At 60.6% G+C, this 16284-nt stretch carries 16 protein-coding genes and 3 pseudogenes; 7 read left to right on the top strand and 12 right to left on the bottom strand.

The genetic code is table 11. The features are described 5' to 3' along the window. Positions 1–305: 305 nt before the first annotated feature. The 4 genes from N2600_RS10075 to N2600_RS10060 form a co-directional block, all read right to left on the bottom strand. A complete protein-coding gene (locus N2600_RS10075; RefSeq protein ID WP_222383914.1) occupies positions 306–1379 on the bottom strand; it encodes an ABC transporter ATP-binding protein in 1074 nt (357 codons plus the stop codon). A gap of 22 nt (positions 1380–1401) precedes the next feature. Further along, entirely contained in the window at positions 1402–2250 is an 849-nt protein-coding gene (locus N2600_RS10070; protein ID WP_260298684.1) for a carbohydrate ABC transporter permease, read from the bottom strand. Continuing rightward, positions 2243–3181 carry a carbohydrate ABC transporter permease gene (locus tag N2600_RS10065; protein WP_170258052.1) on the bottom strand — a complete coding sequence of 313 codons (939 nt, stop codon included), beginning with the start codon at positions 3179–3181 and terminating at the stop codon, positions 2243–2245. Before N2600_RS10065 ends, N2600_RS10070 begins: the two co-directional genes overlap by 8 nt. Positions 3182–3260: 79 nt before the next feature. After that, on the bottom strand, positions 3261–4565 hold the full coding sequence (locus N2600_RS10060; protein WP_260298683.1) for an extracellular solute-binding protein: 1305 nt from the start codon (positions 4563–4565) through the stop codon (positions 3261–3263). A gap of 198 nt (positions 4566–4763) precedes the next feature. Between N2600_RS10060 and N2600_RS10055 the strand changes: the two genes are divergently transcribed. Genes N2600_RS10055 through N2600_RS10045 form a run of 3 tightly spaced genes read left to right on the top strand, consistent with a single transcriptional unit; the run spans position 4764 to position 7757 of the window. Then, entirely contained in the window at positions 4764–5963 is a 1200-nt protein-coding gene (locus N2600_RS10055; RefSeq protein WP_260298682.1) for an ROK family transcriptional regulator, read from the top strand. A 33-nt stretch (positions 5964–5996) separates the two neighbouring features. Further along, positions 5997–7097, top strand: coding sequence for a Gfo/Idh/MocA family protein (locus N2600_RS10050; protein WP_260298681.1), 1101 nt, complete (start codon positions 5997–5999; stop codon positions 7095–7097). Positions 7098–7115: 18 nt separating this feature from the next. After that, on the top strand, positions 7116–7757 hold the full coding sequence (locus N2600_RS10045) for a ThuA domain-containing protein (RefSeq protein WP_260298680.1): 642 nt from the start codon (positions 7116–7118) through the stop codon (positions 7755–7757). Between the two features lie 184 nt (positions 7758–7941). Here N2600_RS10045 and N2600_RS10040 read toward each other — a convergent pair whose 3' ends face one another. Together N2600_RS10040 and N2600_RS10035 are read right to left on the bottom strand one after the other, a co-directional pair. Further along, on the bottom strand, positions 7942–8418 hold the full coding sequence (locus tag N2600_RS10040; RefSeq protein WP_260298679.1) for a DUF2938 domain-containing protein: 477 nt from the start codon (positions 8416–8418) through the stop codon (positions 7942–7944). Positions 8419–8553: 135 nt separating this feature from the next. After that, positions 8554–8643 (bottom strand): annotated as a pseudogene (locus N2600_RS10035) (MarR family transcriptional regulator); the annotation flags it as partial. On the opposite strand from N2600_RS10035, the pseudogene N2600_RS34455 reads away from it, so the two are divergent. Further along, a pseudogene (locus tag N2600_RS34455) lies at positions 8632–8966 on the top strand (FAD-dependent monooxygenase); the annotation flags it as partial. The pseudogenes N2600_RS10035 and N2600_RS34455 overlap by 12 nt on opposite strands. A 97-nt stretch (positions 8967–9063) precedes the next feature. On the opposite strand, the gene N2600_RS10020 reads toward N2600_RS34455, so the two are convergent. From N2600_RS10020 to N2600_RS10010, 3 genes are all read right to left on the bottom strand, one after another. Beyond that, positions 9064–9330, bottom strand: a complete 267-nt coding sequence (locus N2600_RS10020) for a hypothetical protein (RefSeq protein ID WP_017964219.1) — start codon at positions 9328–9330, stop codon at positions 9064–9066. Next, the gene (locus N2600_RS10015; protein ID WP_162039352.1) at positions 9330–9500 is read right to left on the bottom strand and encodes a hypothetical protein; all 171 of its coding nucleotides are present in this window, start codon (positions 9498–9500) and stop codon (positions 9330–9332) included. The genes N2600_RS10020 and N2600_RS10015 overlap by 1 nt, the downstream gene beginning before the upstream one ends. 127 nt (positions 9501–9627) lie before the next feature. Then, entirely contained in the window at positions 9628–9885 is a 258-nt protein-coding gene (locus N2600_RS10010; RefSeq protein WP_017964218.1) for a DUF982 domain-containing protein, read from the bottom strand. A gap of 440 nt (positions 9886–10325) precedes the next feature. Here N2600_RS10010 and N2600_RS10005 point away from each other — a divergent pair, with 440 nt between their 5' ends. After that, positions 10326–11153, top strand: a complete 828-nt coding sequence (locus N2600_RS10005) for a nickel-binding protein (RefSeq protein ID WP_260298677.1) — start codon at positions 10326–10328, stop codon at positions 11151–11153. A gap of 282 nt (positions 11154–11435) precedes the next feature. On the opposite strand, the gene N2600_RS10000 is transcribed toward N2600_RS10005, so the two are convergent. Together N2600_RS10000 and N2600_RS09995 are read right to left on the bottom strand one after the other, a co-directional pair. After that, positions 11436–11726 carry a DUF982 domain-containing protein gene (locus N2600_RS10000; RefSeq protein ID WP_017964215.1) on the bottom strand — a complete coding sequence of 97 codons (291 nt, stop codon included), beginning with the start codon at positions 11724–11726 and terminating at the stop codon, positions 11436–11438. A gap of 628 nt (positions 11727–12354) precedes the next feature. Then, positions 12355–12834, bottom strand: a complete 480-nt coding sequence (locus N2600_RS09995; RefSeq protein WP_170279320.1) for a hypothetical protein — start codon at positions 12832–12834, stop codon at positions 12355–12357. A 275-nt stretch (positions 12835–13109) separates the two neighbouring features. Between N2600_RS09995 and N2600_RS09990 the strand changes: the two genes are divergently transcribed. Continuing rightward, on the top strand, positions 13110–13847 hold the full coding sequence (locus N2600_RS09990; RefSeq protein WP_260298676.1) for a hypothetical protein: 738 nt from the start codon (positions 13110–13112) through the stop codon (positions 13845–13847). 18 nt (positions 13848–13865) lie between these two features. Here N2600_RS09990 and N2600_RS09985 read toward each other — a convergent pair. After that, a pseudogene (locus tag N2600_RS09985) lies at positions 13866–15360 on the bottom strand (FAD-dependent monooxygenase). A 658-nt stretch (positions 15361–16018) separates the two neighbouring features. On the opposite strand from N2600_RS09985, the gene N2600_RS09975 reads away from it, so the two are divergent. Further along, entirely contained in the window at positions 16019–16246 is a 228-nt protein-coding gene (locus N2600_RS09975) for a hypothetical protein (protein ID WP_017964209.1), read from the top strand. Positions 16247–16284 lie beyond the last annotated feature (38 nt).

Below are 16284 nucleotides of genomic sequence, written 5' to 3'. Positions count from 1 at the left end.
TTTCGCGTGCCGGACAGACAATAGTGCAACTTGTGGCATTGGCAACGTCCGGCGGCGGCGGCTGTTTCGGTCTTTTGAGCAGGTAGGTGCTGGCTATCCGCCCTATTCATTGGCCCCAGTAGGGAGCAACGCGGCCGATTCCCCCGGCGGCCCTATCGGCATCACCTGTATGCGCGACACCATCGGATTTGTTCATCCCAGAAATGGTCGCGATCACCCACGGCAAAGGTGGCAGCAAACCGGATGAGGGACTGGTGTCGACGATCTCCTGGACCGAGGATTCGCATGCCCTAGCGGTTCTTGTGCTAAAGCGCCACACCAGTACCGCGGTCGAAGACGTGCACCTGATCGCTGGTGATGCTTGCCTCGAAGACGGCGCCGTAACGGGCGGGGTATTCGCCGTCGACGATGGCGGTCACCTGCTGTCCGGCGAGGTCGAAGACGACATGGGTCTGGGCGCCTGTCGGTTCCACCAGCATCGTCCGGCCGGCAAGCGCCGTGCCGGCGGCAACACCGGGAACGAGATGTTCGGGGCGCAGGCCGATGGTGATGGCCTGGCCGGCCTTGACCTTGCGGTCGGGCGCGATGCGGATTGCCGTACCGTCCCCGAGGCGGGCGGCGGGTTCACCATTTTCGCCGTCGACCGTGCCTTCGAGCATGTTCATCGCCGGCGATCCGATGAAGGCGGCGACGAAGAGATTGGCGGGTTTCCTGTAGAGTTCGAGCGGTGTTCCCTCTTGCTCCACCCTGCCCTGATTGAGCACGACGATGCGGTCCGCAAGCGTCATCGCTTCGATCTGGTCGTGGGTGACATAGATCGAGGTCGTCCTGACCTTCTGGTGCAGCGTCTTGATTTCCGAGCGCATCTGTACGCGCAGCTTGGCATCGAGGTTGGACAGCGGCTCGTCGAACAGGAAGACGGCGGGATTGCGCACGACGGCACGGCCCATGGCGACGCGCTGGCGCTGGCCGCCGGAGAGCTGGGCCGGCTTGCGGTCGAGCAGATTGCCGAGATCCAGCATGCGGGCGGCTTCGGCCACCCGGGCTTCGATCTGCGGTTTGGCAACGCCGGCGAGCTTCAGATTGAAGCCCATGTTTTCCGCCACCGTCATGTGCGGATAGAGCGCGTAGGATTGGAAGACCATGGCGATGTTGCGTTCCCGCGGCGTCATGGCGTTGACGACCTTGCCGCCGATGGCGATCTCACCATCGGTGATCTCCTCAAGGCCGGCGATCATTCTGAGCAGTGTCGATTTTCCGCAACCGGACGGCCCGACGAGGGCGACGAATTCGCCATCCTCAATATGAAGCGAGATGCCGTGAATAACGTCGACGGCGCCATAGGTCTTGCTGATATCGGTGAGTTCAACGGATGCCATGATTGCACTCCAACGGTTCGGCTCAGGACTTCACGGCGCCGGCGGTCAGACCGGCGATGATGTGTCTCTGGGCGACGAAAAAGACGATGACGGTGGGAAGGATGGTCAGCGTGATGAAGGCCAGCACCAGCTGCCATTCCGTGCCGTACTCGCCGCGATAGACCATGATGCCGAGCGGCCAGGGATATTTCGATTCCGAGTTCAGCATGATCAGCGGCAGGATGTAGCTGTTCCAGCTGCCGACGAAGGAAATGATGCTGACGGTGGCGACGATCGGGCGGGAGAGCGGCAGCGAGATATGCCAGAAGAAGCGGAGATAACCGCAGCCGTCGACGAAGGCCGCCTGAAACAATTCTTCCGGAAGATTGCGGAAATAGTTTCGAAACAGCAGGATGCTCATGCCGAGACCGAAAGCCACCTGCGGCAGCACCACGCCCCAATAGGTATCGAGCAGGCCGAGATCGCGGATGCGAATGAACAGCGGCAGGATCGCGGTCGCCGCCGGAAACATCAGGCCGAGCAGGAAATAATTGAGCAGGAAGGACGATCCGAAAAAGCGGACATGGGCAAAGGCGAAAGCCGCCATCGACGAGACGATCAGCGTCAGGAGGACGGTGAGCGACGCGATCACCAGCGAATTGCCGATCTGCAGCCAGTAGCGTTCACCGAAGAGAATATCTGTGTAGTTCGCCCATTGCCACTCCGTCGGCAGGCCGAAGGGATTGGTGCGCAGGTCGCCCAGCGTCTTGAAGCCACCGAGTGCGGTCGTCAGCAGCGGTACGAGCACGATCGCGGCAATCAGGCTCAGCGACGCGTAGAGATAGACGCGTGTTGACGTGCTCATGCGGATGGAGGAGCTCATATCAGTCATGGCGCATGAATATCCTTTTGTAACCGAAGGCGAGCGTCACGCAGATGATGAAGAGCACCACGCCGACGGCGCTGCCGAGGCCGACCTGCATGCGCATGACGCCGTAGGTGTAGAGGAAGGTGACCATCGTCTGGGTGGAGTTGGACGGCCCGCCGCCGGTCAGCGGCATGATCATGTCGAAGAGCTGCAGCGAGCCGACGACGGCAAAGAAGATCGAAAGACGCAAGGTCGAGCCGAGCAGCGGCAGGGTGACATAACGGAACTTCTGCCAGCCGGTGGCGCCGTCGATTTCGGCTGCCTCCAGCACGCTCTTGTCGACGGATTGCAGGCCGGCGATGAACAGCATCATGTGGAAACCGAAATATTTCCAGACGATAACGCCAAGCACGGCATAGATCGCCACGTCCTTGTCGGCGAGCACGTAAGGGTTGGCGAAGCCGAAGAAGTTGGAAACGGCGGCAAACAGGCCATAGTCGCCATCATAGACAAAGCGCCAGATGAGGCCCGCGGCAACGTCCGCCAGCACATAGGGCAGGAAGAAGATCAGGCGGTAACCGACGACACCCGGAATGCGGTGCGCCAGCATGGTGGCCAGCCAGATGGCGAGCGGCACCTGGATGCAGATCGAGATCACGATGATCAGGCCGTTATTGACCAGCGCCTGGGTGAAGGCCGCATTGCGGAACAGAACTTGGAAATTACGCAGCGCGATGAACTCGGTCGGCGTGCCATAGCCGTTCCACTTGTAGAGGCTATACCAGGCCGCCTCGCCCATCGGCATTATGACGAAGAGCGTGAAGAGCAGCAGCGCCGGCGGCAGAAAGATGAACAGCACCGTCAGCCGGTCGTGGGCGACCGAGCTTTTCCGGTTTGCGGCCCGTCTTGCCGGTCTTGCGGCCGATGTCATCGAGGGTACTGAAATATTGGCCATGGGTCCTGCTTTCGTTCGTCGGCAGCAATGCCGGCGCTCCACTTGATCGAGAGCGCCGGGAAGGCTCTGCGGGCGCTGGTTATTGTTCCAGCTCGAAAGCGTCCTGGATCATCTGGGCACCGTCCTTGGAATTCATCTGGCCGGAGACGATTTCCACGGAGACGTCGTTGACGACACGGCCGACGGCCGCGCCGAGATCCTGGTCGAAGAAGTTCTGATGCCAGGTCGAACCGGCAAGCTGTTTGGCCGATTCGGCCAGCAGCGGATTGACGACGCCGTCATCGGCGCCGACGGCAACGGGAAGCAACATGCCGGCCTTGGCCATTGCCCGCTCGTTTTCCGCATTGGTGAGGAAGGCGAGGAAATCGAGCGCTTCCTTGGAGGCCTTCTTGGTGACGGCCCAGCCGTTCAGGCCGCCAAGCGTATCGGTCGGTTTGCCGGCGCCGCCTTCGACCGTCGGGAAGACGAAACGGCCGATATTGTCTGATGAAAGCCCCTTGCCGTCGCCGGCATTCTTGCGCTGGTTGGCCTCGGTCGCTTCAAAGCCGAGGATCATCGCAGCCTTGCCGTCGCCGAAAACGCCGAGCGTTTGCGGCCAGGTCGCACCGAGATAGCCGGGCTGGAACGGCTCGAGCTTGCCGAGTTCGGTGAGGTCGTCGCCGGCCTTGATGATAGCCGGATCAAGGAAACCTTCGCCCTCGCCGTTCTTGGCCGCTTCGAACACCTTCTGGCCGCCCTCGCGCATGACGAGATAGCTCCAGTAGAAATGGATAGGCCATTTCTCACCACCGCCGCCGGCGATCGGCACGATGCCGGCCGCCTTGATCTTCTGAACCGTGGCGAGAAAATCGCTCCAGGTCTTGATGTCTTCGGCTTTGACGCCCGCCTTGGCAAACAGCGTCTTGTTGTAGAAGAAGCTGACGAGACCGACCTTGTAGGGAATGGCCCAGGTCTTGCCGTCGAAAGTCAGGCCATCGACCGAAGCCGGGGTATAGGCGCTGCGCAGCTTGCCGCCATCGCCATCAAGCGCTGCCGTCACATCCTGGAGCGCGCCGGTCTCGGACTGCTGCTTCAACACGCCGCCGCCCCAGCTGAAAAAGAAATCCGGCACGTCGTCGGACTGGAGCAATGTCGGAAGCTTGGCCTTGAAGGCCTCGTTTTCGAGGAACTGCATCTGGATGTCGACGTCGGGATGCTGGGCTTCGTATTTCTTGACGATGTCTTCCCAGGCCGCGACGTTTTTCGGGTCGAGCTCGAGATGCAGCCATTTCACCACCGTCGTCGCCGAGGCGGCGCCCGCTCCCGCCAACAACAGGCCGGCTGCCGCAGCCATGGATACAATGCGCCTGCCGCCGAAAGCGGCGTTCTTCAGCATAAAATTCATTGATTTTCCTCCCAGGGGTCTATCCTCACAATTTTTCCCCTATGCGGATTAATTCAGCGGAGCTTTGCCCGGATGTCAACCCAATCGCTGCTATTTTTACCAAATACGCTTGACAGGCCCACGGGATTGCCTGCTATTTATTTCGTAACCCGTTAAAAATATTGGGTTCCGCCCAACAAACGATGCCGGCTAGTTTTTATGAAGACCGCAGATCCAGAATTGATGCGCGCGATCAATCGCTTGAACGTGCTCGATACCATCCGGCGCCATGGTCCGATCTCGCGCATCGAGATCAGCGAACGCACCGAGCTTTCCACCACCACCGTTTCCGCCATCACCGCGTCGCTGCTCGACGACGGGCTGATCCTGCCGCGCCATGAAGGCGACATCCGCAACGAGGCGGTGCGCGGCAGGCCGCGCGTGGCGCTGGAGCTCAATCCGGATGCCGCCCGCGTGGTGGGCGGCAAGATCGCCGCCAACCGGATGGTCTTCGTCGTCACCAATTTCCGCGGCGACGTGCTGTCGAAGCTTTCCCTGCCGATCCGCATCGACCGGCAGCCAATCGGCGTCATCGCCGATCTCGTCGAGGACGGCGTCAGGCGTTGCGTCGTCGATGCCGGGCTGTCGCTCGAGGATGTCGACAGCGTCTGCCTCGGCTTTCCCGGCGTCATCGAGCACCGCACCGGCTACATCAGAAGCAGCCCGATCTTTCGCGACACCAACGTCGATTTCGCCGCAGAGATGTCAACGCGGCTCTCGACGCCGACGATCGTCGAGAGCGACGCGCATGCCATCACGCTTGGCCATCACTGGTTCGGCAAGGCGCGCGATCTCGAGGATATGGTGTTGATTTCGCTGGAACAAACGTTGGGGCTCGGCGTGCTGCACGGCAACAGCCTGTTTCGCGGCGCCGGCGGCCTCAGCCACAATCTCGGCGACCTCGTGCTCGGCATGGGGCCGAACGGCGTCATCCGGCTTTTCAGCCAGGCCGGCGAAAGCGCCATCCTCGGCGAACAGCCAGCCGACGGGCGTTTTGCCGAAGCGATCCGGCTCGGCCGCGGCATGAACCATGCGCAGGCGTTGATCAAGGCTGATGACGACCGGCTGATCAGCGCCGCCATCCGCGCCGGCGAAGCGGTGGGATTGACCATCGCCAACATCGTCACGCTGTTTGCGCCGCCCCGCGTCATCCTTGTGGGCTCGAGCCTGGCGCTTGGCGAACCCTTTCTGAACAGCCTGCGCGATGCCTATGCGCTCGCCATTCCGCCGTCGCTGAAGGGGGTGAGCGAACTCGTCTTCGACGATTCGAGCGATGATTTCTGGGCGCAGGGCGCGGCTGCCGTGGCGCTCTACGAGCTTTACGAATCGCCCTGGAGCACGACCGGGCCGGCGCTCTGACGGGCGCCACAATCACAATCAATGGAGGAATTCATGGAGAGAGTCGGTATCGGCATCATCGGATGCGGCAATATTTCAGGCGCCTATCTCACGGCGATGGCATCCTTTCCCATTCTCGACATTCGCGGCGTTGCCGATCTCAATCGGGAGCTGGCCGAGGCGAAGGCTAAGGAATTCAACGTTCCCGCCCGATCGATCGAAGAGCTTTTCGCCGATCCGAAGGTCGAGATCATCGTCAATCTGACGATCCCGAAAGCCCATGTCGCGGTCGCGCTGCAGGCGCTCGAGGCCGGCAAACATACCTATTCGGAAAAGCCGCTCGGGATTAATTTCGCGGAAGGGAAAAAATTGGCGGATGCCGCCAAGGCGAGGAATCTGCGCATTGGTGCTGCCCCCGACACCTTCCTCGGCGGTGGCCACCAGACGGCCCGCGCGCTGATCGACCAGGGCGTCATCGGCCAGCCGGTCGGTGGCTCGGCGAGCTTCATGTGCCCGGGCCATGAGCGCTGGCATCCGAACCCGGACTTCTATTACGAAGTCGGCGGCGGGCCGATGCTCGACATGGGTCCCTATTACATCACCGATCTCGTCAATCTTCTCGGACCGGTTTCGCAAGTTGCGGGTTTTGCGACGACGCCGCGCGCCGAACGGCTGATCACCAGCGAACCGCGCAATGGCGAGCGCATTCCCGTGCATGTGCCGACCCATGTCACCGGCATGATGGCCTTTGCCAACGGCGCCGTCGTCCAGATCGCCATGAGCTTCGATGTCGCCGGCCACAAGCATGTGCCGCTTGAGGTCTACGGCACCGAAGGCACGCTTGTTGTGCCCGATCCCAACAAGTTCGCCGGCCCGGTGGAATATCTGAAGAAGGGTGGGCCGTTCGAGGACCAACCGGTCACCACGCCCTATGCCGACGGCAACTACCGCTCGCTCGGCGTCGCCGACATGGCGCATGCGATCCGCTCCAACCGGCCGCACCGCGCCAATGGCGACCTGGCGCTGCATGTGCTCGAAGTCATGGAAGCCTTCCACATCGCCGCCGCGACCGGCCGAACGGTCGCGATCACCACGGCGACGGAGCGCCCTGCCCCGCTGTCCGATTCCATCGTCGACGGACGGCTGGCGAAATAAGTTTCAGGAGGAAAGACTATGCGTGAAGCACTGATCGTCTGGGGCGGCTGGAGCGGGCATGAGCCGCAGGAGTGCGCCGAAATCATCAAGACCATGCTCGAGGAAGACGGTTTCAAGGTCTATCTCGAACACGGCACCGAGGCGCTTGCCGACCCTTCCGTCCACGATCTCAGCCTGGTCGTGCCGATCATGACGATGTCGAAGATCGAGAAGGAGGAGGTCAAGAACCTCGCCACGGCGATCGAAAGCGGCGTCGGTATCGCCGGCTATCACGGCGGCGCCGGCGATGCCTTCCGCGACTCCGTCGATTACCAGTTCATCATCGGCGGCCAGTGGGTGGCTCACCCCGGCAACATCATCGACTATACCGTCAACATCACCCGGCCCGACGATCCGCTGATGGAGGGCATCGCCGATTTCCCCTATACGTCAGAGCAATATTACATGCATGTCGACCCCTCGAATGAGGTTCTGGCGACGACGAAGTTCACCGGCGAACATGCCTATTGGATCGACGACGTCGTCATGCCCGTCGTCTGGAAGCGGAAATACGGCAAGGGCCGGGTCTTCTATTCCTCGCTCGGCCATCAGGCCAAGGAATTCGACGTTCCCCAGATGAAGACCATCTTCCGCCGCGGCGCCAACTGGGCGGCGCGGTGAGGCGAGGCTGTTCGGTTCGTGGGTATCCAAGAAAGGCCCCTCCCCAACCCCTCCCCACAAGGGGGAGGGACTAACCCGGAGCGCCCACCTCGTTCTTCTTGAAACGTCGCAGATCTAGAAAGCGGGTGCGGCATCTTAGCTCCTCCCCCTTGTGGGAGGGGTTGGGGAGGGGTTTTGGCTGATCTCAGCCGATGATCAACGCCGTCCCATAAAGCCCCAGCGCGAAAACAGTGTGAGCCAGCAGATTGAAGCACCGGACCTTGTTCGGGGTCGGATGTTTAGAAGCGGCCCAGCCGATGCCGAGGCCCGGCTGCAATAGGAACCACCCTGCCCCGACGGTGACGATGCCGAAGACCCAGGCGGGAAGAAATGTCGGGGCCGCCAGCCAGGCCGAGCCCATGATGATGGCGAAGATCACCCCATAGAGGATGCCGACGGCGTAGTGGCCGGTCCAGCCGAGCGCCAATTCACTGCCATAGGGCTCGGCGTCGGCAATGCTCTCGTGAAAGACCTTGCCGCGGCTAAGGTGCCAGAACCAGCGTCCCACAGGCGCCCAGTTGGGCGCCGCCTGGCCGAACTGGGTGAGCAGGATCGCCCAGAGGTCCATGAGGATGGTTGCGCCGGCGCCGATCACCAGGCCGCGCCACAGAATATCGAACATTGGGAATCACCGGAAAACGTTGCGATTGCAGGACGCTACAAGATCATCGCCGACGCGCCGGCGCAATGGCTCCGATGAATTCAAAGGCCACATTCCGGAGTGATTCAGAGGCTAATCCGCCTGCGGTTCGCCCTCGCCCATCCGCTCGCGGGCGATATCGATGCGATCGGTCATCGCCTTGCCCTTCGGGCTGATGACCGCCTCGCGCACGCGGCGGTCGGCGGACAGGGCCTGAATACCAGCGTTCAGGACGCCTATAATCTCGGATGGAAACTGGCGGCGGTTGCTGCCAGCGCCCCTGACGCGCTGCTCGACAGCTATGAGGAAGAGCGCCGCCGCCGTGCTCGGTCTGGCGACCAATCTTCTCGACGCCATGAAGCGCGGCAATATGCGGGCGCGGCCGTGATGTGCATCAACTCGATATCGGCTATCCCAATTCCTCCCTCGCGCTGGAAAAGCCGGAGCGGAACGCCGGCCTGCTTGCGGGCGACCGTGCGCCCGATGCGCCGCTCAAAGCTGTCGCCGGCCAGCCGACGCGTCCGTTCGAAAGCGTTGCGGCAGATCCTTCGAGGCTCCGCCCGATGGGCAACGTATAAGGATGAGGAGCATTAGAGGTGCCGCGCTATAAACGGGGCACACGGATCTTTAGAGGGCATCCCGCTCGTATCGCGGCGCCCATCCGCGGGCCATCCCGCGGCTCATCACGCTTTCCGCCAGCGCCAATTGCTGGCGGAGATGTTTGCAGTCATCGAGCAGCGAGCGTATCGCCGCCTTGGCATTGTCGTCATGCCAGGCAAGCACGGCTTCGACTTCCCAAGCTTGATCTGGCCAGGCTTGATCGGGCCAGGTTTGATCAGGTCCAGTTTGTTCGGGTCGAGGCCGATGGGGTTCCAAGACTTTTGCCGGCTGCATCAGTTCAGCGCCAACGGCAATTGCACAGGGCGCGGCAATGGCGGCAGCGGCCGGCTGAGTTCGACCTTTCTCTGCCAGGCGGCGCGCCGCTGTTGATCCCGCTCGCGGGCTGCGCGGGACGCTTCGACGAGCGCGAGGGCGTTGGCGATCACCTGTTCCGTGTGCGTCATGATCATCTCCAATGTTCCTGTTTTGTTCTACCTTAGAACTTCGGCAGGAAAAGTCAAGCGTTTGGATGATATGGCTTTGAGGACGGGTGTGGTCAGGCGGAGGCTGGGGTCGAGGCGAGCCAAATACTCAGTCGGCCGCTTCTATGACGGCGATGCCGGCCTCCTGTGCTGCCCTGATGAAGGCCGCCCGCACGTGTTCCGGTGGGAGATCGCCGATGATCGCATCCAGGCACGACTTGACGGCCTCGAAATACTCTTCACCGTCGTCTACCGGCCAGTCGCGCAGCAGCGTGCGCGCGGCGTCCCACACGGAGTTAATAACGGCATAATGGCCGATCCCCATTGAGGCCAAGCCAACCGGTCGAAAATGTGCCGTCTGTCTCACTTTGCTACAGCTTTTCCCAATTTCAGTGGAGCTCATGGGTACGATGCAAGTTGCGTGCCGTTGGTAGGCCGCGTCACCAGCCGAAGGGTGGCTTCACGGGATTTGATCTTGGTCAGCGATGCTCGCAGTGTAGGCGTTCCTTTCGTCCCCTCCAGATCCCCTGCAGCCGCTGCTTTTGAGAACATGGAGCCTGAACTGGGATCCTGCGATCAGTCATTAAGCGACTGATTATGGTAAATATCGGGCTTCCCCTCCCAGGCCTGCTGATTAAAACTCAGTCTTTCCTTTTATACTCTACAAGGATTACAGCAACTCATATGCATTGCCGGAAGCAAAAACCCCTATAATCATTCATGGATTGTCCCAGAGGTGGACGGAGTTTCATCCGGGTCGTACAATGCCATCTATCCTGCACGCGGCGGATCTGGGAGGAGCGCGCGATGCCTATCTTCATGGACCGGCACTTTCTTGAAGGAACGTCAGCCGCCGACGTTGCCAGGGCGCATCGCATGGATCTCGATATCCAGGACAAGTACGGCGTCAAATTCCTGACCTACTGGTTCGATCAGCGGCGCGGGACCGCCTTTTGCCTCGTGGATGCACCGGATGCCGAAACCGCGCAATGTGTGCATCGCGAAGCGCACGGCTTCGTCGCCGCCGAGATCGTCGAGGTTGCCTTGTCGGCGGTCGAGGCTTTTCTCGGCCGAATTCACGATCCTGAGCCGGCACCCGGTCAGTCGTCCAGCGACGTCGATCCCGGCCACCGAGCAATCCTCTTTACCGACATCGTCGGATCGACAGCGATGACATCGCGCCTCGGCGACCGGATTGCGACCGAAATGGTCAGAGCCCATGATGCCATCGTGCGCCGATGCCTCAGCCAGAATTCGGGCCGCGAAGTGAAACACACCGGCGACGGCATCATGGCGGCCTTCGCCGCGACAACAGCAGCCGTCGAATGCGCAATGGCGATCCAGCGGGAATTCAAGCGTTACAACGGCGGTAACAGCGAACCGATCCACATCCGCATTGGACTGGACTGCGGCGAACCGGTCGAGGACAGCAACGACCTCTTCGGCTCGACCGTGCAACTTGCCGCGCGTCTCTGTGCGGCAGCCTCCAGCGACCAGATCCTCGTCTCGGAGAACATTTTTCGCGAATACGGCGCCGCCGATCTCTTCGCTCACGTAGCGCGCCGACGGTTCAAGGGGTTTTCGAAGCCCATGCTGGTCTTCCGATGCGATTGGGCCAGCGCCGGCCTTGGCTAAGATTTGTCGAGATCCAACACCCGAACAGGCATCTGCCTCTTGGCAGGGCTTGCCGCGCCGCGCGCTTGGTGGCGAAGAAATAGGCGATCATCAAAGCATAGGGCGCAAAACTGTGCCGCGATTTTGCGACAGCGACATGCGTGAAAACAAAGAGCTGAAGACGAAGAGCGAATCTGGAGTTTGCGACCACTTCAGGCCAGCAGACGTTGAGACGAGAACGCACCGCAAAGTGGCGGCGCGTTCTCGTCTGCTATCGGATAGCCTCGTCAAAAGCCTGTCTTGCTAAGCATTGCCCATATGCTCGTTCATCAGCCGCTCGAATTTTGGGCCACCCTCGACCTTCGCCAGCACGCCCGACATCTTGAGGAACCGACGGAAATTCTCGCGTGCAGCGCTCAGCGGGAAACGCCCGTTGGCGGTATCTCTGCACGCCTTCAACAGCGTTTCATATGCCAAACCCCGTTTGTCCTCCGGCCACTCCTCCAGAACATCGAAGATTTCATCGAGGCACGTGACCTCATCGATGAAATGTTGACGATGCAGCAGAATCGGATCAAACCGAGTTGACGACATAGTATCCTCCCATTTATATTACTATTTTATGGCGTAATTCTACTGAAGAACCCCGATTTATTCAAGTCAAAATCAAATTCGCCTGACTATTAACGGCCATGCAACTACTTCCATAACGGCAGAATAGCCCGATCAGACTAGACTGAAGCGAAGTTGATCATCGGCTGAGGTTCGACGCATCACGATTTGAGATTGGTTGATCAATCATACGAATGTTTCGGCTCAGCTGAGCGTGCGTCTAGCGCCCCAGAAGTTTTCGCATAGGCTCGTGTTGGCATGGTAGATTGCCACCATGACAACCTTGCAAGGAGACGTTCAGATGAACCAATTTTTTACGTTGGTAGCGGGAGTGCTGATCGGCGTATCCGCGATCACGTCTTCCTGTACGTCGCCTGCAAGGCAGGATCACCAGGATTATCAGTATCAGCGGAATACATCGGTAAACCCGGCATGCGCGGATGGGTTCAGACCCGGCAATGCTCGCTCGTGCAGCTATTGAAAGGTATGACTGAACCGCGCCTTCCCTTCCCGGCGATCGGATGGACGACGAATTCCTCCGCGCCGATGATCGATAGGGAGTGGGAGCGCCTCAAACCGCGGAAGCCTTGAGCGGCGTCAAAGCCGTCGATCACCTCTCGCAAAGCTTCGCGAGGTTCTTCTCGAGGCTTCGCCGCAGCGCCTCGGAAATCTCGGTCTGGAGTCCTTTGACAACATCGCCGAAGCGACCGCCAGTCTGCACGATCTCGATCGAACTCTCGGCGGTCTTGCAAGTCGCAAGGTCGACCTGCAGATGGACTTCCGCGGTCGCCGAGAACCCGCCTTTGACGAGAGCTTCGTCCGATGTCTTGCAGGCCAGCGTGCCTCGGGCACTGGCCTCCGCAGCGTCGCCATTCACCGACACCTGGAGGTTTTCGATCTTCACGGAATCGAGCTTATCGACGCCGACCTGCACGGTAATCCCAAAACTCGAGACCTTCGCCTTGAGCGACCTGCAAGGTTGCGCGTCTGCGATGGCCCGCTCCAGCGCATTCGCTGCTTGCGCTTGTGAGAAGGTGAGCGGTTGCAAGACAAGAGCACCTGCCGCAAGCAGGCCCAGCCAATTACGCATCTCTTTCTCCGTTCCGTATAGTCCGATGAGCAGTCCGCGGACGCCCGGCATCATAAGCGTGGAACAAGCTGTCGGCAAAGCAATGCCGGTCGCCGCGACACACCCGACAGACTTGGCAAATTGACCGACACGGCCGGCACCACCCGCGATGAACCGCCATTTCGAAAATCCACAGAATGACGTGTAAACAGCGCCAAAAGTAGATGATCACCCCCTCGGCCTTCCTTTATCATTAGTCGTTTCGGCCTCCCAAGGCAGATCGTGAAGGAAAATCGATGGATCGCCTTGTTGGCACAGATGAAGCGACGCAATCGGAGAAGCGGGCTGAGAAAGCGGATCGGCCGGAGGGCTTGGCGCGGGATGTTGCGGCCATCAAGATCGGCGACTGTCTGCTGGGTTACAAGGCCGTCCAGCGCCGCATGCGGGCCAGCCGTTGGAACCATTTCCGCGGCCGGATGCGCGAGATCGAAAAACTGATCCGGCATCGTCACGGAGACATTGTGCCCGAGGCCGACGACGCATTGATCTATGTCGAGGTGATCGCCGGCCTCGCCCTCGTCGAATTCAAGGAAGAATTCGTTGAGGTGGTGCTCGGCTGGGCGGCGCGATGGCTTCCCTGGGCTGGGAAAGCCGACATTGAGGAGGTCATCTACGAGCGGACAAAAGTGCGCTTTTCTGACCTGTCCGCCGACGCCCTCGGTCGCGCTCTGCACTTGAGCTACGCGGAACGGAGCGCCCTCGATATCCGCACCATCGGTGCCTTCGATGTGCCGAAGCGGAAGCGAGAAAAACTGCAGAAGGAAAAGCGGCGGCAGCGGGATCGAAACCGGAAAGAGGAGCAGCGCCGTGCCGCCGGCGCGCTTTCCAGAGCCGACTATCTCGCCCATTCTTTGAGTGCAGCGCGCCCCTGGGAGGCTTTCGGCATCGGCCGCCGGACGTGGGAACGTCGCGGCAAACCGATGCCGGATCCGGAGAAGATATCGGACTGCAATTCGATCTCGCTCGCCGCTTAGGTCGGAGCTTCTCGGCCTTTAGCAGGGTGGTCCGAACCAGCTATTCACAGCCTCTTGCAGACCATCCTGCGTCCCGTTACCCACCCACGCCACATATCCATCGGGCCGGATCAATACTGCGGTTGGCGCGGAGACCACACCCAGCGCAGGCAGCTCCCATGCACCGTCATATCCGGCGTCGAGCAGCGTGATGCGGTCCGACCACGGCGCGATGTCGAAGCTGCCGGGCGCGTCGAGGTTCAAGAACACGGGCCGCGCATCTTGGAGCAGCGTAAAGACACGCACAGAACCATCAGGCATGGCGAGGTCAAGGTCAGGCATGCGGCGGCCGAGCAGCGGATGCCCCTCGCCAAGGTCGTAGTGGATACCAAGCCCGGACATTTCGGCCGCGATTCGTTTGCGCGGCTCCTCCATGCCAAGCAGCTCCGTGACGATGTCTCGCAAGGCTTCGGTGCGATCGTCGGTGCGCTGCAACGCGACCTGCGCCATCGTCATGCGCAACACGCGGGCCGCAACCGGATGCCGCTCTGTGTGATAGGTGTCGAGCAAGGCTTGAGGCGACGTGCCTTTTACCACCTGGGCCAATTTCCAACCGAGATTGGCGGCATCCTGGACGCCCGTATTGAGGCCTTGTCCGCCGACCGGAGAATGAACATGGGCGGCATCGCCGGCGAGGAGTACCCGGCCCTTGCGGTAGGCCGTTGCTTGCCTCGACATGTCGGTGAACGTGGAAATCCAGTTGACGCGGTGGAGTCCGTAATCCGTTCCGAAGGCGGCGATGAGCGCTTCCCTGAGATCCCCGAGGGTCGGCTCGGTCGTGGCGCCGGCATTCTTCTCCGGCACCATCACGCCGATCGGACCTCCCTTGGCAAAGACGATCTTGCCGTCGTGGATTTCATACTCTTCCCTGCCGAAGGCATAGATGCCAAGGGAGGTGCGATGGATGCCGAATGGCGGCTCCTCTTCCATCTCTACTTCGGCGAGAATGTTGCTGGTCGTCGGATCCCATCCTGAAAATTCGATGCCGGCAGCCTTGCGAACCAGACTGCGGCCGCCATCGCAGCCGACGAGATAGCGTGCCTTGAGCGAAGCGCCATTGGACAGCTCGATGGTGACGCTGGTGTCGTGCTGCGCAAAACCCGTTACCTCTAGGCCGCGATAGATCGGCACCTCGAACTCGCCGACCCAGCCGGCCAGAATGCGCTCGATATGCTTCTGCCCTCAACGCCAGCCCGTAATTGTGCCGGGTCGGAAAATCGCTGATGTCCAGACGTGTGACCGCGAACCCCGTGACCTGGGCTATTTGCCCTTCCGCAAGGAACCGGTCGACGATGCCACGCTGATCGAGAACCTCGAGCGTGCGCGCACTCAGACCGCCGGCACGCGTACCGGCAAGCTCCTGATCAGGGCGGCGTTCGACAATGGCGACGTCGACGCCTGCCAAGGCAAGCTCGCCTGCCAGCATCAGGCCCGTCGGCCCTGCCCCTGATACCACGACTGCATGTTCCCTCATCCGCAGACTCCCTTATTTCAATTGTTCCAATGCGATCTCTCAGGGTCTAATGAGACCTCGTCTCACTGCACCACCCCGATCTCATCGGTCCTGCGCAGCTGGCGATTTTCTCTGTCGCAGGTTGTTCTACCTATAATTATAAACCTCATACTGGTTGGAAGGACTTGCGACAGGATTCCTGGCTTGCTCTCTAAAGCCATGTTCTTTGCCACTTGCAGGTCTCTTGCTGTGGAGCTTGAGCTTTTCAATACGACCTGACCGGGTGGGCGCCGGATCTGGCAGGCGCCCAGCCGGGGTCGTTCCTCTCGAAGGGGATCAATCAATTGCGGAACGACGTATCTTACTGCGGAGCCGGAGCTTTTTGCGGAATCGTATCGGCCGCTGGTCGCTCAGACGGATCAGCGGGATGGCCATAGATTGTGTACACGGCCCCCGCCAGCACCCCCAAAAGGAGGAGCGCGGCTACGTACAACATCATGCTACGGATTGCCGTCTTTGGTGTCTCGTCCATTGGGGATCTCCAGGATTACTCAACGGTCAAATTCAATGCGGGCGCTGTTGGTTCCGAGGTGGAGGTTGTTCAGGTGAGTAGCCACTCACGGAACGATCAGGTCCGGATCTGGTTTAACCAATATGCTCATCGCTAGCGGAGGCCATCATGTGGGCAATCCTGACCGGAGCCGCACTCATCATCGGCGGACTTCTTTTTCTCTTTACGTCGGCGCTTGGTCGAAGACCGAGTAATCCGCATCAAATGCCGCAAGGCGGCACCACGCTGGAACCACGACGCCAGGGCCTCAGATTCCTCGGCGTGTCGCAAAACTGGCCAGCGCTGGCCATAATCGCGATCGGCGCACTTCTTCTGGCTTTTGGCGGATATTCATGACATCCGACAACCCTTGACGGCACTAGCTCCTTCCACAG

Origin of the sequence: Rhizobium sp. WSM1274, assembly GCF_025200775.1 — a bacterium.
Classification (GTDB): Bacteria; Pseudomonadota; Alphaproteobacteria; order Rhizobiales; family Rhizobiaceae; genus Rhizobium; species Rhizobium leguminosarum_I.
The sequence above is the reverse complement of the archived record's forward strand: the minus strand, read 5'-3'. Positions and strand labels throughout refer to the sequence as shown.